At 41.9% G+C, this 23,395-nt stretch carries 17 protein-coding genes; 3 read left to right on the top strand and 14 right to left on the bottom strand.

All coding sequences use genetic code 11. From position 1 onward, the window contains the following. Positions 1 to 30: 30 nt before the first annotated feature. Together DWX43_RS01060 and DWX43_RS01055 are read right to left on the bottom strand one after the other, a co-directional pair. Positions 31 to 2,391 carry a glycoside hydrolase family 2 TIM barrel-domain containing protein gene (locus tag DWX43_RS01060; RefSeq protein ID WP_118618268.1) on the bottom strand — a complete coding sequence of 787 codons (2,361 nt, stop codon included), beginning with the start codon at positions 2,389 to 2,391 and terminating at the stop codon, positions 31 to 33. A 16-nt stretch (positions 2,392 to 2,407) separates the two neighbouring features. Then, positions 2,408 to 3,781, bottom strand: coding sequence for an MFS transporter (locus DWX43_RS01055; protein ID WP_118618266.1), 1,374 nt, complete (start codon positions 3,779 to 3,781; stop codon positions 2,408 to 2,410). 587 nt (positions 3,782 to 4,368) lie between these two features. Between DWX43_RS01055 and DWX43_RS01050 the strand changes: the two genes are divergently transcribed. Next, positions 4,369 to 5,220, top strand: a complete 852-nt coding sequence (locus DWX43_RS01050) for an AraC family transcriptional regulator (protein ID WP_182440587.1) — start codon at positions 4,369 to 4,371, stop codon at positions 5,218 to 5,220. 8 nt (positions 5,221 to 5,228) lie between these two features. Here DWX43_RS01050 and DWX43_RS01045 read toward each other — a convergent pair whose 3' ends face one another. Together DWX43_RS01045 and DWX43_RS01040 are read right to left on the bottom strand one after the other, a co-directional pair. Continuing rightward, complete coding sequence (locus tag DWX43_RS01045; RefSeq protein ID WP_118618262.1) at positions 5,229 to 7,061, bottom strand: family 43 glycosylhydrolase; 1,833 nt, start codon at positions 7,059 to 7,061, stop codon at positions 5,229 to 5,231. Beyond that, complete coding sequence (locus DWX43_RS01040) at positions 7,042 to 9,342, bottom strand: glycoside hydrolase family 3 C-terminal domain-containing protein (protein WP_118618260.1); 2,301 nt, start codon at positions 9,340 to 9,342, stop codon at positions 7,042 to 7,044. The genes DWX43_RS01045 and DWX43_RS01040 overlap by 20 nt, the downstream gene beginning before the upstream one ends. A gap of 178 nt (positions 9,343 to 9,520) precedes the next feature. On the opposite strand from DWX43_RS01040, the gene DWX43_RS01035 reads away from it, so the two are divergent. Beyond that, the gene (locus tag DWX43_RS01035) at positions 9,521 to 9,721 is read left to right on the top strand and encodes a hypothetical protein (protein WP_118618258.1); all 201 of its coding nucleotides are present in this window, start codon (positions 9,521 to 9,523) and stop codon (positions 9,719 to 9,721) included. A 114-nt stretch (positions 9,722 to 9,835) separates the two neighbouring features. Further along, positions 9,836 to 11,176, top strand: coding sequence for an ATP-binding protein (locus tag DWX43_RS01030; RefSeq protein ID WP_118618256.1), 1,341 nt, complete (start codon positions 9,836 to 9,838; stop codon positions 11,174 to 11,176). 85 nt (positions 11,177 to 11,261) lie between these two features. Here DWX43_RS01030 and DWX43_RS01025 read toward each other — a convergent pair whose 3' ends face one another. The 10 genes from DWX43_RS01025 to DWX43_RS00985 form a co-directional block, all read right to left on the bottom strand. Further along, positions 11,262 to 11,540 carry a helix-turn-helix transcriptional regulator gene (locus DWX43_RS01025; RefSeq protein ID WP_109731441.1) on the bottom strand — a complete coding sequence of 93 codons (279 nt, stop codon included), beginning with the start codon at positions 11,538 to 11,540 and terminating at the stop codon, positions 11,262 to 11,264. Between the two features lie 50 nt (positions 11,541 to 11,590). Continuing rightward, complete coding sequence (locus tag DWX43_RS01020; RefSeq protein ID WP_109731440.1) at positions 11,591 to 12,793, bottom strand: RtcB family protein; 1,203 nt, start codon at positions 12,791 to 12,793, stop codon at positions 11,591 to 11,593. Between the two features lie 208 nt (positions 12,794 to 13,001). Next, a complete protein-coding gene (locus DWX43_RS27520; RefSeq protein WP_279220768.1) occupies positions 13,002 to 13,124 on the bottom strand; it encodes a hypothetical protein in 123 nt (40 codons plus the stop codon). Positions 13,125 to 13,263: 139 nt separating this feature from the next. After that, positions 13,264 to 15,069: a family 43 glycosylhydrolase gene (locus DWX43_RS01015; protein ID WP_118618254.1), complete on the bottom strand. Its 1,806-nt coding sequence runs from the start codon at positions 15,067 to 15,069 to the stop codon at positions 13,264 to 13,266. A gap of 21 nt (positions 15,070 to 15,090) precedes the next feature. Further along, positions 15,091 to 17,328, bottom strand: a complete 2,238-nt coding sequence (locus DWX43_RS01010) for a glycoside hydrolase family 2 TIM barrel-domain containing protein (RefSeq protein ID WP_118618252.1) — start codon at positions 17,326 to 17,328, stop codon at positions 15,091 to 15,093. Positions 17,329 to 17,370: 42 nt separating this feature from the next. After that, the gene (locus DWX43_RS01005) at positions 17,371 to 18,951 is read right to left on the bottom strand and encodes a DUF5597 domain-containing protein (RefSeq protein ID WP_243099226.1); all 1,581 of its coding nucleotides are present in this window, start codon (positions 18,949 to 18,951) and stop codon (positions 17,371 to 17,373) included. Between the two features lie 255 nt (positions 18,952 to 19,206). Then, entirely contained in the window at positions 19,207 to 20,655 is a 1,449-nt protein-coding gene (locus tag DWX43_RS01000) for an arylsulfatase (protein ID WP_118618250.1), read from the bottom strand. Next, entirely contained in the window at positions 20,652 to 21,614 is a 963-nt protein-coding gene (locus tag DWX43_RS00995) for a glycoside hydrolase family protein (RefSeq protein WP_118618248.1), read from the bottom strand. The genes DWX43_RS01000 and DWX43_RS00995 overlap by 4 nt, the downstream gene beginning before the upstream one ends. A 12-nt stretch (positions 21,615 to 21,626) precedes the next feature. Continuing rightward, the gene (locus DWX43_RS00990) at positions 21,627 to 22,460 is read right to left on the bottom strand and encodes a carbohydrate ABC transporter permease (protein WP_242996061.1); all 834 of its coding nucleotides are present in this window, start codon (positions 22,458 to 22,460) and stop codon (positions 21,627 to 21,629) included. A gap of 10 nt (positions 22,461 to 22,470) precedes the next feature. Continuing rightward, positions 22,471 to 23,361, bottom strand: coding sequence for a sugar ABC transporter permease (locus tag DWX43_RS00985; protein ID WP_118618246.1), 891 nt, complete (start codon positions 23,359 to 23,361; stop codon positions 22,471 to 22,473). Between the last annotated feature and the right edge of the window lie 34 nt (positions 23,362 to 23,395).

The following is a 23,395-nucleotide window of genomic DNA, read 5'->3' as shown; positions in this document are numbered from 1 at the left end:
AATATTATCTTTTTATTTTATAATGCCGTGTTATCCCACTATTGTTATTTCTTTTGTTGTTGTATATTTAGCAGATTTTACAGTTACATGAAGTTTGCCTTCTGTTCCTGCCCGGACAACCGCCATAGCCTTTCCATACCAAGTACAGTATTGTCCGGTCAGGAAACTTTCTTCTGTCTTAGGATTCGCACTTCCAAAAGCCAGGAGTTTTCCGTTTTCAACCTGAATTGTTAATATTTCGTCAGAATTACAATCAACAATTCCGTTTTCGCACATCATGGCCACGTTCAGATAGCAGACAGCCCCTGATTTAATTACATCTTCTTCAGGTATGATCGATGGTTTCACAGCTCCGGTTCCTGAGCAGATAGTTTTTCTCCCTGCTTCTTTGCCTGTACAATCATAAACGATTGTTTTCAATTCTCCCGTTTGATATTTCACAGGAAATTTCGCCATCTTGTTTTTAATTTTCCTTTTTCCTATCTTTTTTCCATTCAGAAAAAGTTCTGCTACATATGCGTCAGCATATATCTCCACAATGGTCCTATTTCCATCACAGCCCCGCCAGCTCCATGATGGAAGTGCATTTGTACCTCTCCATGCCGCTTTAATCAGTTTCTCTTTTGGATGATTACATGGCCGCACTGCGATCTCAGGGGTTACATAGCCTCCCCAGATTATTTTTGTCCATAAAGCTTCTCCTGTAGGGTTACCCAGAATATCAAATACACCACAATCTGCTAAAAGCCACGGATATGGTTTGGCAAACCCTTTTGCATCCTTATCGTAAGACCATGCTCCCAGTCCCGCTTCTCCCAGATAATCCCACGCAGTCCACATAAAATCACCTATTATATTCGGCATTTCTTCAACCATTTTCCAGTTTGCTGCTAAATCCTGAGGAAATGTCTCGCTTCCCAGAATCAAACGCCCCGGATGTTTTCTGCTATCTTCCTGATAACGTCCTGAAGCATAATTGTAACCCGATATATCCAGTTTATCTAATACCGGTGACACGGCAAGGTCAGCTTTTTTCCCGTTTGCTGCTTTATTCATTCCACTTCCGGTCATAGATGTAATCATATTGAACATCGTACTGTTCATCCCGGACAGATCTTTGTTTTGAGAAGCATCCAAACCGCCATTCTCCTGATACATCTGTTTACCTTTTGCCGCATTAGCGATAATCATAAGATTAAATCCACCAGTGACCAGTCTTGCAGGATCTTCTTTATGGAACAAACTCACTAACTCTTCTGCCAATTGTATACCACGCTGCTCTGCCGGTTCGCTCACCTCATTCCCGATAGAATAAAGAATGACAGATGGATGATTAGAGTCCTTTTCCACAATTGTGTGAATATCATCTTTATAGTGTTTCTCAAATTCAGATGCATAATCAAATTCATTCTTTTTCCGATACCACATATCCCATGTTTCATCCATCACATAAATACCATATTTATCACAGGCATTCAGTATTTCTTCTGAACAGGGATTATGTGCACTTCTAATAGCATTAAACCCATTTTCTTTTAAAATACGTATTTTTCTATCTGCACTCTCCTGATATTCTCTTGCTCCAAGAATCCCATTATCATGATGAATGCATCCGCCTTTCAATAATACCTTCTGCTTATTAATATAAAGACCGTCTGTTTTCTTTTCAATGAGACGGATGCCATATGAAATATGTATTTCCTCCAAAATTTCATCTTTATCCCACAATTGAACATTTACCTGATAAAGATGCGGATTCCCGCTATCCCAAAGAACAGCATTTTCTATTTTCAGTTCCACTTTGCTGCCATCTCCAGAGGCTACGGTTTTCTGAATTTCAGGATCGGTAATTTCCACATGGACTCTTCCTCCTGCATGTCCCGTCTGTACCTCTACTTTTGCCGGCTGGATTTGAAGTGTCCGTATTCGTATTTGTTCCGGAATAAGATGCTGCTTTTTCTGAATTCTCAGAAATACAGAGCGGTATATCCCTGCCCCGGTGTACCACCTGCTATCCGGCTGATCCGAATTATCTGCTTTTACAGTAACTATATTTCTTCCTTCTTTTAAGAACGGGTCCATAACAACACGGAAGGGAACATATCCATAAGCACAGCTTCCTGCCAGATTTCCATTAATATAAACTTCAGCATCTCTATATACGCCGCCGAATTCCAGTGTATAATGTAATTCCAATTCTTCTAATGTAAGATTTAATTCTTTTTGATATATATAATGTCCACCGTGAAAAAATCCAGAAGCTGAACCACCTTTGGCATCCGCATTTCTTGCTTCTTCCTGCATTGCATCATGTGGAATCATTACCTTTTTCCATTCTGAATGGTTCATCTTTACCATCCAATTATCATTAAAATCTAAACGCATTTTCATTCACTCTCCGGCTGCTTTATATTTCTTCTGCTGCTTTTGTAATATCTTCTTTCTTTTGTTCAAGTGCACGGTTGATTTCCGGCATCATTTTATCCAGTTTATAAAATACTAACATGACAGCCATTGCGGCGAACAAAATACACGGAATCAAACCATATACTGATGAAATTGCCATATTTGCCCCTGCTCCCTGATCCTCCAGTTTTGCATTGAATCCTCCAAGGGACAGCATGACTCCAAGTAATCCAGATCCTAAGGCACCCCCGAGTTTATTTGCAAATCCTTTTACCGCCCCAATTGTCCCATCCATTCTCTGACGCCCCATATAAGCATTATAAGAACCACAATCCAAAGCCATAAGATTAATTAAATATGTAATTGGAAGTGAACCTATTCCTATAATTATAGTAGCAGCAATTAATGCAGTAATGTTTCCTTTAGAAATAAAAATCATAAAACTTCCTGCCGCATAAATAATGCAGCCAGCCTGTACCATTTTACCCATTGTAATTTTTTTAAGCATAAGCGGGAAGAAAATCATGAGGGGAACAACAAACACACTGGCCGCACTGACAAATCCCATAATTTCTAAATTTTTGACAATATAAGTATAATAATATGTTGCTACACCTGTACCAGTTACAATGCTGTATACTAATTGTAATAAAGCAACCATGTATACATATTTATTCTCTTTCAAAACAATCAATACATCTTTAAACCGGACTTTCTCTGATACAGTATCTACTTTTTCTGTTTCTTTAACAAATAGGAACCGCATAATCCCAATTACGCCAAGCGGAACTGCAAACATTGCCACCATTTTACTCCAGCCTGACGGTGACACTGCAATCCGGGACATTGCAACAGGGAAAATCATATTAATTAAAATGGAAGCTACCATGATGATAATTCCACCAAAAGATGCCAGTTTTACCCGCTGTTCATTGGTGCCAAATGCACGAACCATATATGCGTTGCCATTTGCATTTAATAATGTGGTAAATATAGAATTTACAAATATGTACATTACGAAAATCCAAATACACTTTACAACGGTGCCTGCCTGTGCTGGCGCTGAATATAACAGCCATGTACAAATCCAAACCCCGAGTATCGCAAATTCATATGGTCTTGCTTTACCTAATTTTGTCTCTGTCCTGTCAATGACGTATCCCGCAAATAAGTCTGTGATTGCATCTACAATTTTACTGGCCATCAGCAAGGCGCCGACAAGAGCCGGATTCAGGTCCAAAGTATTTGTACAATAGATTGTAATAAAACTTAATACTATGAAGTTTGTCGATAGAGAAAGGTCTCTAGCACTCCATGCCCAAAATTTTAGAGCCCCTATTTTTCCCGGATTTTCTTTTTTGTTTTTTGTTTTCATACCCTCTGTCCTCCTTTTGTTTTCACAAAATTTTCGTCTTAAATAACTTGTATGGCTATATATTACTCTAATAGTACGAATCAGACTATCGTATATTAGATATTATTTCTTTATATTATTCTTTTTTAGATTTATTGTCTAATTTAAAGAAATAATATCTAATCTCTTTGACATGCATAGTGAAATAAAGTACAATAATTTTATATAAAAATTTTGAAAGGAATTATTCATTGGAAAAATATAGAACCAAACTCATGCTGTTTGAAGAAATGGCATGCTGCTGCCATAATTTTTATTTTTGGGAATATAATAAAGAACTCGAATTGATAAAAAGTTCCTGCCAGAATTCTGAGGCATTTAACCAATGTTTTCAGATTTGTTTCAGACAGGCAGATTTTTCAGACGAAATTTTCCAGAGCCCTTCTCCTATCATTGTAAGCAGTTCCATTCAAATGATGTGGATCGCAATCCCATACCTTTGCAGTCCAGAAAATTTCAGGCTCCATGTTTTAGGACCTTTTTTCATCAGTGATGTTTCCAGTCATAATCTGGATTTAAATCTGCTGCGGAAGGGCCTCCCCAAAACATTGCGCCAGCAAATTGTAAATCTTTCTCATACTCTTCCACTCATTTCCTGGAATCACATGATAGATTATACAATTATGATGGCCCATTGTATTTCAGATTCCCAAATATCCTCCAGCGATATACGCTTTTTTACCCAGCCAGAGACAAATGCTGCCAAATCTGGTTTAACAGGAAGCAAACCTTATACCGCACATGGAACTTATCATGCTGAACAAAAAATGCTGCAAATGGTAAGGGAAGGTAATCTTGAAATCTTTCACTATTTAGACACACTTAGTTCTACTGGAGAAATAGGCACCCTCTGTACGGATAATATGCTTCGGCAGATGCAGAACTCAGTTGAGGTAAGCATTGTTCTTTTTTCACGCGCATCTATTGAAGGGGGACTCAATCCAGAACTTGCATATAACCTGGCCGATCAATATTTTCAGGCAGTTGAAGGATGCCACAGCTTAAGTGAATTATCAACAATTGCCAACACTATGCATCGCGATTTTGTGGAACGTGTCCACAAATGCAAAATACAGCAATACTCAAAATTAATCGGACAATGCTGTGATTACATCACACTTCATCTTGAGGAAGATATCTCCATTTCAGATTTGGCTTCACTCACCGGTTATTCTGACTATTACTGCAGTAAAAAATTTAAAAAGGAAACAGGGAAGACACCTGCACAGTACATAAAAGAAGCCCGCTTAAAAGCTGCTGCAAATCTTCTGACTACTTCCAATGAAGATATTCAGGAAATAGCCGCCCGCTATAGGTTCGGGTCCCAGAGCTATTTTACAGACAGCTTTCGCAGGCAATATGGTATGTCACCGAGAGAATATCGTTTAAAGTCTCCGTAAGATCTGATTTACCGGGATACTTCTACGATATCTCCCTCGGTAATTCCCCCTTCATTGAAAAGGTCCACACGGACATAATAGTGATCTGTATCCGCTACAAGTGCTCCAATCTCTAATTGGTTCTTTCCATAAACCATAAAACTATGGTACAGTTTATTTTCAGCATGTCCCCATAATACAACTGCCCCCTGAGCTTCCCCGCTCCAGACTATCTTCATATCCATTCCACTTGTGCGGACAGCACTTACCCCACATGCTTTCTCAGGTTTCTTATGTTCCATATGGCCAAAGATACGTAATCCCGAAATACATGGTATAGAATCATATGGCAGTTTAGTCACTGTTAGACGAATATACCTTACTGCTGTCCCATTTTCCTGAACCACTAAATCATGGGAAAGATCTGTTTTTGCCTGTCTTTTATCCTCTATTATAACCCAGTTTTCTCCATCTTCCGACCCTTCTAAAAGCCATTGTGTCTGATAGATCACCTCTTCTATATATCGGGAGGGGCTTTTGTTCTCTTCGACAGCCGTTTTTCCTTTCGGAAGTCTGACAATTCCTGAATCATCTGCAAAATTGATTTGAACAGCCCTGACATCAGCTTTTTCGCCTAAATCTACACAAACCCATTCTCCACTTTGACAAGTGTCTGCTTTCCACCAGGTCTGCACGTTCTCATCTACTACATTACTTACAGTATGATATCCGCTGGAAGCTGTCACTTTCTTCCCATAAGACAGCAGCATCCATTCCGGTGCCTCCCACGGATTCTTACTATTCTCATCTATTTTTCTTGGCCAGTCACCATATCTCTGATTGCAGAATAATTCCCCATCTTCGTCAAAACCGGCCGGCCACAATCCAATTCTCCGTTCCATAGCATGATTAACAGAAATACGCATGGTTGCAGTATGCCATAACCGCCCTTGTAAATCTTCCAGTGTTGAACCATGACCTGCTCCGGGCAAAAAACCACCGGGAGAATAGGAATATGGATTGTTAAGTGCTGATTTAAATGGTCCCAGCGGTCTATCTGAAATATATACCCCATCCCCATATACATTATATTCTGTTCCGGTACAGGCATATTGCAGATAATACCGGCCTTCGTGCTTTGTCATCCATGCTCCTTCTATATAAGGATTGTCTGTCAGCAGCTCCTGAACAATCTTCTTCTGCTCCTCTGGCAGATTCTCAATTATTGGCTCCAGATCTGTGATATCTTCTGCCTTACAGCCCATCTGCTTTGCAAAATTCTCCCGCATCATAAACCATACATTATTTTTTTTCATATCATAATGATGATTTTCTCCAACACGCTCGTATCCGAACGTTTTCTTATGATTACTAATTAGTTCAATTCTGTCTCCCAGAGGTTTCATTGTTTCCGGATCAAGTTCTACCCCCCAGATAGGTGTCATGTTTGAACACCCCCAATAAAAATAGACGCGTCCGTCCTCGTCTGCAAATAAATTCGGATCCCAGAATTCAAAAGAGCCCTTTATTCTTTCAAATACTCTGGACTCAGGGTTCTTAGTCCTGTAAAAATCACAGATTTCTCCGTTTTTTGATGCACTGAAATACATATATTCTCCAATCACACGGACATCTGGTGCATAATCATATACTGGTACATTTTTCAAATCGTACATCTCCCAGTTTACAAGGTCAGTGCTGCTCCAGAATGCCCTGCTCATAGAAGGAAATAAATAGTACTTCCCTTTGAACACAATTAATGATGGATCCGCAGCCTCTCTGTTCCGGATAAATCCCTCATCTTTTTGGTTATATTGATACCGATATGTTAAATTTAGTGGATTACAATAATAATTTGACATCGCTGCCTCTCCTATTCATGAATGAAAATAATTCTTTCCTCTCTTTTGCACTGCATCCAGAAAAGTCAAGAAGTATAGAAACAGACTGATTTAATAAGTCTTCCATTCCCATTTCCGGCCCCTTAGCAAGAACTGATTCTAACATGTCTGCCGGTATCAGTCCTGCGGCGCTCATGCCCCTTGTCATTGCTTCGAAATGTTCCAGAAAATATTTTTTACCTATTGGGTGCTGGACAAATTCTTTAATCATTGTACTCTCATCAAAATGTGAAGTTAGTAAAATCTCTTCTCCTTCTGCTTCAATACAAATAGTATCTATCATATCCTCCGCAGAGGTTCCAATGGCAATCACATATTTCCCCGGACGGGCATACCAGCCCTTGGATTCCGGGCTGTAGCAGGCAAAATCTCTGTACTCCAATTCAAAATGTACCGTTTTACTTTCCCCGGCATGTAATGAAATTTTTTCAAATCCCTTTAATTCCCTGACAGGGCGTTTATATTCCCCAAGCGGCGGTTCTATGTAAAGCTGCACGACATCTTTCCCATCTTCCATTCCTGTATTCCTGACATCAATGAATACAGAAACCGTACTGTTTTCAGTTATTTTATCAGTATCCACACGTAAATTGGAATGTTCAAAATTAGTATAAGATAATCCATACCCAAATGGGAAACTTACTTTTCGTCCGACACTACAGTAATAACGATAGCCAACAAACATACGCTCATTATAATCTACCTCACCATTTTCGCCTCCAAACGATAAATAAGATGGATTATCCTCCAATTTTTCCGGAAATGACTCCGGAAGCCTGCCGCTTGGATTCACTTTACCAAAAAGAATCTTGGAGACTGCTGTGCCGACAGCCTCTCCTGCCAGATATGTTTCAATCAGCCCCTTTACCTGTTTCAGCCACGGTAATTCCACTGGTGCTCCATTATGTAAGACTACAATTGTATTCGGCTGTATTTCTGAAACCCTGTAAATCAATTCATTGTGGCTCTCCGGCAAATCCATACTCTTCCGGTCAAATCCTTCTGACTCCATTTCATCAGATAATCCGGCAAATATAACTACTTTCTGCACTTTTTTAGCAACTTCCACTGCCTGTGCAATAAATTCTTTATTAACAGTATCATCTTCATACCCCATTGCAAAACTGATATCTGTTTCCGGCATAAGTTTTCGTGAAGCCTCTAATGCATTTTCCTCATATTTGCTGCTAATGTGGCTGGATCCCCCGCCCTGATACCGGGGGGAAATTGCAAATTTCCCGATATATGCAATCCCATCTTCTTGTTTTAACGGAAGAACCTGTTCTTCATTTTTAAGAAGAATGATAGATTCTTCCGCAATTTTTCCAGCTAATTTATGCCCTGATTCATAATTAAATTCGACATTATCTTTATGAAAGCCTTTTCCCTTAAAAGCCAGTTTTAATACATTCTCTGCAGCACGGTCTAATTCCTGCTCTGTTATTTCTCCTTTCTGGTACGCTTTCATTACTTTATCATCGGTTTCTTCTCCCGGCATTGTCAGGTCACATCCGGCGGCCACTGCCTTCACACGATTATGCACTGCGCCCCAGTCACTGATCACCGTCCCCCTAAATCCCCATTCATTCCGCAGCAGGTCAACAATCATGTCTTTATTCTCTGTGCAATATGTTCCATTCACTTTATTATATGCTGCCATAACAGCCCACGGCTGTGATTTCTGAATGACCCTTTCAAACGCTGGCAAATACAGTTCTCTGGCTGTTCTTTCGTCCAGATTCGATGAACTGTTCATTCGCCGATATTCCTGATTATTTGCGAAAAAATGTTTCACGCAGGCACCGGTTCCCTGCTCCTGAACTCCCTGGACAAAGGCGGCCCCCAGTTCTCCCGCAACGAATGGGTCTTCACTGTAATATTCAAAATTACGCCCGCACAGTGGATTTCTTTTAATATTGATTCCCGGTCCTAACAATAAATGAACACCTTTTGCCTGACACTCCAGTCCCAGTTCTTTTCCCATTTCTTTCAAAAGATCACGGTCAAAACTTGATGCACTCAAACAAGCGGCCGGAAAACAAATCGTTGGTTCTCCGCCTCCATTCATGTCATTCCCATTTCCGTCTTGTAATCTAAGCCCATGTGGACCATCCTGCATACGTACCGCCGGAATATCCATTTCCTTTACATCCTTTGTATTCCAATTACCTTCTCCAATTGTTAGTGCTATTTTTTCTTCAAGTGAAAGCTGCGAAACAATTTGACTTATCTCAGAATCCATGCATATAAAACCACCTTTCCTGTATGATTAATTGGGTTTATTATAGCAGTAATTCCTTTAGCATAATATCGCAATTTCGCTTTTTATTCTCTCTATTTGCTAATTCACGTAATTTTTTTGTCAGCATTCGTAGCCTCTTTTAAATTTTTGACCTTATAAATATGATATTTGATATCCGATGTCTTTCTTTTCAAATATTTCAACAGCTGCGGCAGATGGAGTGATGCACATCCAGCAGAATCCTTCCATTTCCCTCTATCAGATTTCCTTTGTCCGCCTCGACTATCCTTATGCCGTAGAAGCTGTGGTCACCTCAACTATGATGTCAATCATTACCATCCCTGCACTGCTTAGGCTGACACAGGTTTTATGGCAGTAATAATAAACCTCATATATTTTTGTGATTTGGGTTGTATTCTCCGCAACTTCTGCATATAATAAAAGTGTGATTTAGAACACGAAAACTCCAATAAAAGTGTGAAGGAGTGTTTATATGGAACGATTTATAATGAAGAAACTGCTCGATTGGAAGAATTCCCCTTACCGTAAGCCCCTGATTTTGAAGGGTGTGCGTCAGGTGGGTAAGACTTGGGTTCTCAAAGAGTTCGGCAGACTCTATTATGAAAATACTGCTTATTTTAACTTTGATGAAAACGAGGAATATAAACAATTCTTTGAAACGACAAAGGACGTAGACCGGATTTTGCAGAATTTGATGCTCGCCAGTGCCCAGAAGATCGTGCCGGAGAGGACCCTCATTATTTTTGATGAGGTGCAGGATTGTCCCAAGGTCATCAATTCCATGAAGTATTTCTGTGAGAACGCACCGCAGTATCACATTGCCTGCGCGGGTTCTTTGTTGGGCATAGCTTTGGCAAAGCCTTCCTCTTTCCCTGTGGGTAAAGTCAACTTTATGCAGATTGACCCTATGACCTTTGAGGAGTTCCTGTTAGCTAATGGTGATGGCAATCTGGCGGCATTTTTAGAAAGCTTGGATACTATTGAACCAATCCCTGATGCATTCTTCAATCCTCTTTATGAAAAGCTCAAAATGTACTATGTAACCGGAGGTATGCCGGAATCTGTTTTAATGTGGACAATGGCACGGGATGTCCCTGCCATGCAGGAAGCCCTGTCCGGAATCATTGGCGCCTATGAGCGTGACTTTGCGAAACACCCTAATATCAGTGAGTTCCCGAAGATTTCGATGATCTGGAAGTCCATACCGTCCCAACTGGCGAGGGAGAACAAAAAATTTATCTATAAAGTAGTCAAACAAGGGGCAAGAGCCCGTGAATACGAGGATGCCCTGCAATGGCTGGTAGATGCCCGCCTGGTGTATAAAATCTACCGAAGTTCTGCTCCCGGCCTTCCTGTTGCTGCCTATGACGACCTTTCAGCTTTTAAGATTTACCTTGTGGATGTGGGGCTGCTCCGGCGTCTGGCACATCTGGCTCCTACTGCCTTTGGTGAAGGCAGCCGCCTGTTTACAGAGTTTAAGGGGGCACTGACCGAGAACTATGTGCTTCAGACCCTGGTCACACAATTTGAAGTCGTACCCCGGTATTGGACACAGACAAATCCTCCTTATGAGGTTGATTTCCTGATTCAGCGGGAAAACGATATTTTCCCTGTAGAGGTCAAATCCGAAACCAATATCACTAGCAAAAGTCTTAAGAAGTTCAAGGAACTGTTCCCGGATCAAGTAAAGCTCCGTGTCCGGTTCTCTCTGGATAACCTGAAACTGGATGGTGATATGCTGAACATTCCTCTGTTTATGGTAGGTCAGGCAGACCGGTTAATTGGGCTGGCGTTACAACAGAGATACAATTGATAATAAATTCATTAAGTAATCGTTTTACGAAAACTTGCGAAGCCTGTACCCAGGGGGAGAACCTTCGAGTCTCTCCCTCTTTTATTTAGGAGAAAACATACCTCAGATATCTCTCACACATTTTCATCTCTTTTTTCTCAGACAAAACAAGAATATCCTCCATTTTCACCTCAAAAATAATCGATAAAATCACCAGATTATCCACCGTAGGCAATGCAGTTCCATGCTGCCACTTATAAATTGCCTGTGGTGTCTCAAAACCGAAAATAAGCTGTAGCTCCTTTACTGACAGCTTTTTCTGCTGTCTCAATTTTAAAATATTCTCCCCTGTCCTCACCATATCAATCATTGGAAAACCTGACATGGCCTCTTCTCTCCTTTCTGTGCCGGTCGTCAGACTGACACAGAAAAAAATCAGTCTGACGCCTTAAAATTATAAATTGGTTTCATAATATCAATAATATCTACAGAATCCCGAATCACATCAATAATGTCTTCTAAAGACTTATACGCAAATGGAGCCTCATCTAATGTTGCTTCATTGACGGAAGTCGTATAAATTCCTATCATAGCATCTTTATATGCTTCCAGACTCAGTGTTGCTTTTGCCTTTGTTCTGGACATCAGACGCCCTGCACCATGAGGAGCCGAAAAGTTCCATTCCGGATTTCCCTTTCCTGCTGCCAGAATACTTCCATCCCGCATATTAATCGGAATTAGCACCTTTTCCCCTTTATGTGCCGCGATTGCTCCTTTTCGCAAAATCATTTCATCCACATCAATATAGTTATGAATCGTATGGAATACGTCTTTTCCTTCCAATCCGCATCGATCAAGTAATATCTCTGACAATAATTCTCTATTTCTGAGGGCAAATTTCTGGCAAATATCTACATCATGCAGATAATCCTCTAAGTAACTTCCATACACATAGCAGAGGTCTTCCGGAATAAACAATGGTTTATTCTTCCAATGGAGCTCTTTCAATGCCTGCTGGATTTCTTTTCTTCGCCCTGCTGCTTTGTATTCTGCAATCAGCGCATCTTTCTTTTTAAAATATTCCTCTTTCCCCTGATGTAATTCGATGGCAAGCTGCTGATAAATCTCAGCCACTTGTTTCCCAAGGTTCCGGCTTCCTGTATGGATCACAAGATAATTCGTCCCATCTGCTGCCCGGTCAATCTCAATAAAGTGGTTCCCGCCTCCTAAAGTCCCAAGGCTTCTCCCGATCCATTTTGTTTTTTGTAAAGAACGGTAACATCGAAGTTCCGTCAAATCAAACCTCTCCTGCCTTCCTTCCCAGGCATTTTTCCCAGATGGAATAAAATGACATGCTTCATCAAATTTTCCCAGATTGATCTCCTGTTTTCCAAGATTCACCGTATACATTCCACATCCAATATCTACACCTACAACATTGGGCACTGCTTTCCCATTTACAGTCATAGTCGTTCCAATCGTACAGCCTTTTCCTGCATGGACATCCGGCATAATCCTGACACGGCAGCCTTCCGTAAAATCCTGATCACACATTCTGCGGATCTGTTCGATTGCTTCTTCCTCAATAATATTTGCGTAACAAACAGCAGTTGTCTTTGCACCTTTTATCTCTAACATCGCTGCGCTCTCCTCCTTCTCTACATAAAATAGAGTTTCGCTTGCGAAACTCGCGCCTGCGGCGGTCGCATCGCGACATCTACCTTATACGCCGCAGTGCGCATCCCCCGGAGGGCTTTTAATTTCATAGGACGTACTTTCCTATGAAATTAAAAAACCGCCTATCCATAAGATAAGCGGTCAATAAACATATCTATTACACCTGATTTCAGCCCTGACGCTTCAATCTGCTTAACTTATCGGAACACACAAAAAGGAAACTATGTTCTTTATCAAGACCATAGCAGCGTTCACTATTAAACAGATTTACATTTATCATTGCTGTCATCATATTTGCTTCCTTTCTCCGGACTATCCTTGCCCGCTTTTCCTTGTTCTACATCAATATAACACATGAAAACCGATTTGTCATTATACTGTTAGTATAAATTTTATCTCCTATTTGAATTAAGGTTTTCACAAAAGTCACTTCATTTTTTACCGCCCCTTAATCGTACTGCTTTCCCTTCAGTAATCCCATTTTCATTAAATGCGTCTACACGGACATAGTACTCTCTACCCGCTACCAGTGCACCCACAATTTGTTCTGTACCAAAAACCATAAAGCTATGATAAAGTTTTTCCGGGCTGCTTCCCCAGAGAATATTATAGCCAACCGCGTTTTCACCCTGTATCGCCACCTTCATATCCATATCACTGATCCGCTCAGCCAGAAATTCCGGTACAGCCGGCTTCTCCCCATTTCCTGTTCCAAAGACACGCAGACCTGAAATGCAGGGTTTTTGTGCATAGGGAATTTCATATATTGTAAGTCTCAGGAAACGTACACAAATTCCGTCTTCTCTGATAACCAGGTCATGTGGCAGGTCTGTCCCGGCCTGGGACTTATCTTCAACAACAAAATATGTTTCTCCATCCAGTGACCCTTCCAATTTCCAGCGGGTAACATAATCGGCTTCATCAATATAGCGCGCCTGCGTTGTCCCCCGGATTTTTCCCGGTACCGCTATATCAATTTTGTCATCTGCAAAATTAATCTGAACCGCATGAACATCGTATTCCTCTCCTAAGTCTAGCTGCAGCCACTCCCCGGGATCCGCTGTTTCAGCGCGCCACCATGTCTGTACGTTTTCATCCGCAGCATACATGGGTTCCCTGCCTTCTTCATATGAGGATGCCTCTGCCTTTTTCTTATAACTCAGCAAATACCACTTCGGTTCCTCCCACGGGTCTGCCTTCCTTTCTCCCACCGCTGCCGGCCAGTCTCCATAACGCTGGTTGCAGAAAAGTTCCCCGTCTTCGTCAAACCCGGCCCTCCAGAGTCCGACACGACGTTCAAAATCGTGGTTGATGCTAATCTGCATGGTAGAAGCATGCCACAGGTTCCCCTGTATATCCTTCATTGTTGATCCATGTCCGGCCCCTCTGATGAATCCGCCCGGTTTATAAGAGTATGGATTATTTTCCGCCAGTTCAAATGGTCCCAGCGGACTGTTACCCACATACACCCCATCCGCATAAATATTGTACTGGGTTCCCGGACATGCATACTGCAGGTAATATTTTCCCTGATACTTGTCCATCCATGCCCCTTCAATATACGGCTTATCACTGAGCATCCCTTTGATTAAAGGTATATATTCATCAGGGGTGTCGGCTGCCGAGGTCCCCTGTGCTTTTAAGAACTGCTGAAAAGCAGCCTCTGTCTCTTCGTCACTTTTCGGCGGCTTACTGTGGTTTTCCCCTGCGCGCTCATACCCTTTGCTCCATGCATCTCCGGTAATTAATGTCTTCCGTTCGCCAAGCGGATGCATGGTAACCGGATCCAGTTCCACACCCCACAGAGGCGTTACATTGGAACAGCCCCAGTAAAAATATAGTCTCCCGTCATCGTCACAAAACAGGTTTGGGTCCCAGAAATCAAATGTGCCCTCTATTTTTTCATAAGGCCCCTTTAGTATATCCTTTGTCCGGTAATAATCACACACTTCTCCACGTCTGGAAGCACAAAAATATACATACTCCCCCACTACCCTGGCATCCGGCGCATAATCATACAAAGGCAGTTCTTCCGGCAGCCTGTGGCTCTCCCAGTGGACAAGGTCCTTGGATACCCACACGCTTAACTGCATGGATGCAAAGATATAATAACTGCCCTGAAAGCATATCATAGAGGGATCCGCAGCCTCCCTTGCGACCTGTATCCCTTCTCTGCGCGGGTCATCATTAAACTGGTAACGGTAATTCATATTAATGGGATTGCAATAATAATTCATATTGAAGCTTCCTTTCTAATTTTATTCTCCCCTTTTAATCTGCTGGAGCATACGGTTCAGTCCTTTTACCTGCTCTTCTGTTATGCTGTCTTTCATGTGTCCCAGCATACTCTCCAGAGTCATTCTGCCCATCATGCGGACCAGATTTGGGTTATCCTTTACACTCTCTGCCACATCTCCTCTTGCACCGGCGCCCTGCTGCATCAGCTGACCTAAAATCACCCCGGCTTTTGGACTTGCCTGTAATTCTGCCATAGTATCCTTGATGGAATAGAAATCTGGTTTGTATTCCTCATCATCAAACCAATTGATTACATCTTTTATCTCCCCCATCACATAATCCGGATTAGCCTGCTCTGCTTTACGGATGTGAATGGTATCCGAACAGTTTCCTGATTTTGCTGTAATCTCATGATCCGCAGAGATCGGAACTGTGAAACAGAAGATCCGGCTGCCCTTCTTAGTATCAGACAGTTTACCGTCCACATACAGAGAGACCTCGTCCTGATTGGAATATACTTTTACCTCTGTATTTTCTTCCGTCCGGTCTATATAGCGGCGTCCGCAGATATGGACGAAAGCATCCTCTTTATTCCAGTAAGCCTTGTACAGATAAAAAGCATCCTTTTTCAGTTTTCGGTCCATCGTCACAAGACCTTTCTGGTTCACGCCATGTTTGCCGCCTTCATCCCGTCCGTCTGCCGCAAAATCAAACATATTCCACACATGGGTCGCCCAGAGATATGGCCGTTCTTCAATCATCTTCAGAATGTGTTCATGGTAAATTGTCTGATATGTCTCAGAATAATCGCCATGAGTTGGTGCAGTACTGTGATACTGTGGGTTCGCATCAGCACCATATTCCGAAAATCCAATACAGCGGTCCGGATACTTCTTATGATATTCATCGAAAAATTCATCGTTCTGCTCCAATTCACCCAGATACCAGCCAAAATAAAGATTATAGCTGTTCACATCCGGAATCTCAAGAAGCGGACTGTCCGTTTCCTGCATGAATACGTTGGCCATCGTGGTAAAACGTGTCTTGTCTAATTCGTGGCACAGATCATTCAGGGCCCTGTGGTTCTCAAGCAGCGTCTCATTCACCGGACTCGCCGCCGTAATCTCATTCGAAAGTCCCCAGCATACAATGGATGGATGATTGTAATTCTGAACCACCAGTTCCCTCATCTGGCTTAAGGTATTCCCCCGCCCGTTCTTTAAGAAAAGTGTGATAAAGGGAATCTCAGCCCATACGACCATCCCGTATTCATCACAGAGGTCATAGAATTCCTGTGCATGCTGATAATGCGCAAGGCGCAGGGTATTCGCCCCAATTTCTTTGATTATTTCCATATCCTTCCTATGCATGTCCAGAGTCAGTGCATTTCCGGCACCTGCCCGGTCCTGATGACGGCTCACACCGCGGAGCGGATATACCTTTCCATTAAGCACAAATCCCTTTTGCGGGTCCGCATAAAAGCTTCTGCACCCAAACCGTGTCTCCACGGCATCTCCGCTTTCCAGTTCTGCCTTTGCAGTGTATAAATACGGATCCTTTACACCATCCCATAGATGGACATTCTCCAATGTAAACACTGCCGTTGCCTTCCCATCAATCACTTCTGCAGTCTGCTGCCGGGAATCCTCCCCGGTAATCGTAATGGCAACCGGGCCGTCGCTTCCTTTTACCCATGCTTCAACTGTGACAGTCGCTTTTCCGGTCGGTACCCTGTTCTCATCGCAATGTACTTCCGGAGTAACCGCGATTCCATTCCCGCCTGCATAGTCCAGATCAAAGTGTGCCTTCGGAACCACAATCAGATTCACCATTCGGTAAAGCCCACCATAAAATGTAAAATCTGCTTTCTGCGGATATACATGATCATTATCATCATTATCCAACGCAACTGCCAGGTCATTTACTTCCTGTAAATGTCCGGTGACGTCTACACGGAATGTAGAATATCCGCCTTCATGATGCGCTAATTTCTCACCGTTCCAGAACACATCGGCAGTCATTGCGGCGCCAAGGAATTCAAGGTACACATGATCGTTTTCTTCCAACACAGGTTTCTCAATTTTCCTTGTGTACCAGCAGGTCCCTCTGTAATAATCATTACCGCCGTCCTGCCCGTCCACAGCGTTCCATGTATGCGGGAGGGTCACTTCCATTCCCTGTGCATTTACGGCTTCTTCCGGTGTTCCGGCTGTTTTCACAAAGTTCCATGCTTCTTTCAGTTCAATAATCTTTCTCATTCTTTTTTTATCTCCTTTATCTGTCATAAATTCTGCATGATTCTATTCATATGTAAACAGTTTTATCCTCAATAGTGTCGGGCTGTTATACCGCATTGCCGCCACTTCATCACCATTAAGCCTGCGTCTCATATGCCATCTGCCTTCCCTGATCTCCCCTTCTTCCAATGCCAGTATATCAAGATGGGGTTTCTTTGGATTTGCAGAAAAAGGAGCTACCATACACCCATTTGCAATAAGATAGAATTCATCCTCATCCACTTTCACCGCAAGACATACGCCGTCTTTTCTCGTGCACAGAGGGGAATCCATCATAATCTTAAATCCATACTGTCCAAACATCATCATGTCCTGTTCCGGGCGTTCACTGATTACTGCCTGCAGGTTTTCTGTGCCATAACGAGATACAAGCACCGGCATCATCGAATGCAGTGTCCTGTTGTACCAGGCATATTCTTCCTCGTTCTGAGGCGTGCTTAGCAGAGGGTCAGAAGTATCCACACCAAAAAGATAGCTGTCTGCTGCCGTAAGTGTCTGGCCCAAATCCTCAAACCCAAATGGTGCAAACCCGGCTGCATGATAATGGCCAATCACATAAACAAGGCGGGGGCCGGCATGGCCATGGACTGCTGTTTCCGGGATAATAAGGGGATTTCCAAGTTTTGTATACTCATCACAAACTTCACAAAAGTTCTGTACATAAATGTCCGGAGCGAATACATCAATATGAGGGGCGCAGTATTTCCACACTTCCATCATCTTCGCTACCGGTCCGCCGCTTGGATACATGCCTGCCTCCTGCCCTTTATCGAGCCACGCATTCACCATCATCGGCAGATTGTACTCCTGCTTTCCCGCCGCTGCAACACGGTCTATATATTTTGCCACCGAATATGCCTGAAATATCTCTTCCGCTGCCAGTCCAAACACATCTTCCCACGACCCGGCTTCTTTTCCGGCCTCAACTGCAGCTCTGACCTCAGGATTCATTTCAGCAACGTTTTGTCTCATATACTCTGCAAATTCAGATGAAACCTCTTTTTGGAAAAATTCTTCTGCATAATCAGAATGCTCCCTTGCTGCCCCCTGCAGTCCTGATTCATTTTCCACCTGCATCATGATGACTGTATGCTCTTTCTCATCTACTTCCCGGATATGCCGCATCAGCATGGCAAACGCCCTGCTGTCCGCTTCTACGGTTGCTTCACAATGACTGGACAGCGTTGTATAGGGCATGCCATAGAAATTTGCAAGGTTGGTTTTTTTCTTTCCTTTTTGTACCTCAGCACGCCAGAAACGCTGCGGATTACTTTTCACCCATTCTGGTGCATAATAGCACTGTGCATTTTTCCATGCACCAAACCACAAGAAACAAATATGCATCCCATATCCTCTGGCCTGCCGGATTAAACCATCTACAAGCGTGAAGTCAAATTCCCCTTCTGCGGGCTCCAGCATTTCCCACGTCACAGGCAAAAGCAGCGTATTCATTCCTAAGTTTTCCGCTTTCTGCCAGATGGGCTCCATCACCTCCACTGATGACGAATTCGAATTGTGAACCTCTCCTGCCAGCATGATAAAAGGCTCTGAATTAACCTGAATAATTGATTGCATTTTAGACATCTTGAAACCTCCATTCAATCTTCTGCTACTGCTGTAAATATGTGTGAAAACAAACCGGTACATCATAGAATTAACCTTTCAAGGGGAGATTCTATAATGTGCCGGATTATTTAACAGTAACTATAATTATTATAAACGAGATTTTTTTTTTACATAGTGCGGAATTTAGGAAAAATGTTCAAAAAATGATGAACATTTTTAAATACGTGATTTTAAACGATTTTCAGCGGTGCCTGAATTTTATTGTCGGTATTTCTAAGATTTTTCATTATACAGTAGTAGATTCTGCTGTTTTCTTCCTGCAATAAGGCGATCCCCTTTCACATATCCTTCCTCTCTGTTTTGCAGCTCCTGAATCAAAATTTTCCTAAGCTCAGAGATTCGTTCCTGATATTCAGGTTCCTGAATCCCATCATGAACTTCAAACCTGTCTTCTTCCAAATTAAAATATTGTTCTCTCCCACTTTCCATAAACCAGATATATTTATCCTTTTTTGTTACAATATACTGATTTCCTATCTCATATTCACCCCCAAATCCGCTATGTTCTCCATGAATGTATTTTCTTTTTCCACGGCTAATATCCAGCAGATCTTCTCCATCTGCCAATTTCGGAATATCTCCCCCTGCCAATTTCACAATAGTCGGCAGAATATCCTGAAGTTCTGCCAGATCATCTGATACGCTCCCCCATGTATTCTTATCCGGCAGACTGATGAATAACGGAATGTTAACACTTCCCTGATAAGGGCGCACCTTGCGGAATGTATAATGATCACCAAGAAGCTCTCCATGGTCCGATGTGAAAAGTATCACAGTATTTTCAGAAATCCCATATCGGTCTAATGCCAGCATAAACCGGCCGATTTGATTATCCACATGTGAAATGCATGCATAATATCCCTGCTGCGCTCTTTTTACCATCTCTTTATCCACAGGACCCGTATCAGAATCTAAGATAAGCCCCTTTTCTTTCAAATTCTCTTCATCTGCCCAGTCCCCAACTACAGGGGACTTCAATTCCATATTCTCATACATATCCCAAAAACATGGCGGTGCATCAAATGGAGGATGGGGACGTACATATGACAAATATAGGAAGAAAGGCCGATTCGGGTCTTTTCTCCTCAGAAAATCAATTGCCTGTTCTGTCACCCAATTCGTTGGATGCAGATTCTCTTCATACATCCACGGTCTGGCCACCCAGGAATTGCTGTCTATTCCTACATCATACAAATCTGCTGATATACCTTTTTTCTTTTTCAAGTCATAAAAATAATCATCACAATTTTCCTGATGTTCATAAAATGAAAGGCTCATCGCTCTATTGGCAGTCAAATTACCGTCATGCAGTATTACATTGTGAAATCCCATATAATTCCTTTGGGGATGTACATGCATCTTTCCGACTGCCTGTGTATAATATCCGTTTTTCGCCAATTCTCCTGCCAGTGTATGAGGATAGTCCCATGTAATCCGATCCTCGTACCCTACACGTCCATGATGTTCCTGCTTCATTCCCGTAAACATTGCCGCACGTGCCGGAACACAGGAAGGACACGCTGAATAAGCATTCGGATATCGAATTCCTTTTAATGCAAGAGTATCTAAATTAGGGGTTTTAACATCTTTATGCCCTGCCACAGACATACAGTCTCCCCGCATCTGGTCAGTCATTATCAAGATAATATTTGGTCTGTTCATCGAAATCTCCTCGCTACGTTAAAACTGCCATCATCCTTCGTTCTTACCGCATTGTAAAGACACACTGGTTTCCCTTCTTCAAAATAAATTTGCGGGCGTTCCACATTTTGATAATACTCCACCCCATCCTCCCATTCAATTTCAGTTGAGTAAGCCGCTCTTTTCTCTCGCCAGGCAAATTTCTTCATATCAGAAGACTCTAACACCACAGCTTCGTCTGGCTTTCCTGCCAGTTCACCAGTCATGTCTTTTGCAAGCAGGTGATAGTACCCTTCTTCTTTCCAAATAAAGGGATCTTCAATATTATACTGCAGCAAGGGATGGTCCAATATCCTCCGGTAGGGTCCAGCTACCTTCTCCCCCTCTGCGAGTCCCAGCTTCATCACAATGTCTGGAAGCCGGTCTTGTATCAATGCCTTATAGACCATGTAGATTTTTCCATCCTCTGCCCAAACGGAAGGGTTCGTCACATAGGTACTGTCCCATCCGCTTTCACTGATGTCTAAGATTGGATTTTCTTTAACAGGCCGAAAACCTTCTATTGGGTTTTCGGAAACAGCAACCCCGATCCTCTGATTATAACGGTAAACTTCATAGTCATCCGGCAATACACAAGTCCGACCATCCACATGATATCTTGTCCCTACATAAAACAAATAATATGTATCTCCCACCTTGCATACCGTAGGATTATGTAAAACCTCCGATGACCACTCCTGCTGTTTCAATTCCTCCATCTCGCCCAAAATCTTAAACGGCCCCTCCGGTCTGTCTGAAACGCCTTTAAAAATAGTTGAGTGCTTTACCCACCCCTGAAATTTATACTGTTTTTCCCAACCGGAAGCAAAGATATAATATTTATCCTGATATCTGCATACAGAAGCACCCCATATATACCAGCCTTCTTTCCTAAGTAAACACTCCCTTCGTGCCGGTGCAAGTCTTTCATATACATTCATTCTGTCCCCTCCCTACTCTTTAATACCGCCCATTCCAACGCCTCCGATAAGCTGCTTCTGTCCAAGAAGATAGATTAGAATAGTTGGTACCAATACAATAATCAACGCCGCAAATAAGGCACTCCAATCTGTTGCATATTGTTGTACTTCATACAGATTTGCCAGTCCAACCGGAAGCGTTTTCTTCTCTTCGGACTGAATAAGGACAAGTGCCAAAGGATATTCATTCCAATACGCCATTGCTGAAAGCATTCCCACGGTAACAATCCCCGGTTTTGCCATAGGTATAATAATACTGATTAAAATTCTGATTCTGCTGCATCCGTCTATTTGCGCCGCCTCCTCATAAGCAATCGGTATCCCCTTCATAAATCCGACCAAAAGAAAAATAGAAAACGGGAAACGAAAAACGGCATAAACCAGACTCATAGCAGTCAGATTATCCAATAAGTTCATCGTATTTAATTGTAAAAACAGTGGCACCATAATATAGGTGGCCTGTATAAAAATGCAGCACATAAAAAAGTTCAGTATTATTTTGGAGCCTTTGAACTTATACCTTGCCAGAACATAGGAAATCGGTATCACAAACAGTAATGTCAAAGCAGTTGCTGCAATTACCACATACAATGAATTCAAAAAATAAGCTCCCATATTGGCCTTTGTAAATGCTCTGACATAATTATCTATTTCAATCCCTTTCGGGAAATCAAAAGGGGCCGTCAGAAATTCTGTATTACTTTTAAACGAAGACCACAGATTCCACATCATCGGGTATAAAAATAAGAAAGCGAAAAATATAAGGCAAACTCTGCTGATCCATTTCTTTACTACGCATTTCATCATAACTACTCTCCTATTCTCTGTTTGTCAGTCCTCTGGAAATCACCGAAAGACTAATTGAAATAATCAGCGTAAATATTGCAATTGCCATAGCATAGCCAAAATTAGAATTTGTGAATGCCTGCTGATACATGTATTGGAGCAATACCGTTGACGACCCGGATGGTCCGCCCGCTGTCATTACCTTTGAGAGAATAAAGCTAAGTGCCAGTGTCCCTGATAAAGATAATACATAAGTAATCCCAATAATATTTTTTAGGAGAGGCAGTATAATCTTAACTAATTTCTGAAATTGGCCTGCTCCGTCAATCGTTGCTGCTTCCATTATGTCTGGCGATATCCCGTCTATAGCAGCAATATGCATTACCATATAGTATCCTGTTGACTGCCATACTAACGTTACCCCAATACACCACAGTGCAGTCCTTGAATCGCCCAGCCATGCTAAAGCTAGTTGACCTAAGCCAACTTTTGTAAGCATATTGTTGAGAGATCCCATTGTCGGGTTAAAAATAAAAGAAAAAATAATACCAATAACCGTTAAGGAAATGATACTCGGCATAAAATAAATTACCCGGTAAATGCCCCTCTCCTTCAACTTTGTCTGTGTTAGTACAAAAGCAAAAATAAGCGCTAAAATGACCGTAATTAATGGTATAACCGCCATGAGCTTTATAGTGTTTTTTAGAGATAGTATAAATAAAGAGTCTTGAAACATATATATATAATTCTTCAGGCCTATAAAATCATAAGAACCTCCCATACCCGTGGAATTTGTAAATGACAGTCTGAATGCCTCAATTGTTGGCATAATCATAAATAAGACCATCAGTGCAACAGGGGGTATAACACTGAACGCAATAAAAAATACCGGTATTTTAGTTTTCATTCTTTTTTTGTTCATACACTGCTCCTTCCTTCTTAAAAGAGGCCGTACA

This window comes from Clostridium sp. AF19-22AC, from assembly GCF_003479085.1.
Taxonomy (GTDB): domain Bacteria; phylum Bacillota; class Clostridia; order Lachnospirales; family Lachnospiraceae; genus Faecalicatena_A; species Faecalicatena_A orotica.
Note: the sequence above shows the minus strand (reverse complement) of the source record. Positions and strands in the feature narration are given on the sequence as shown.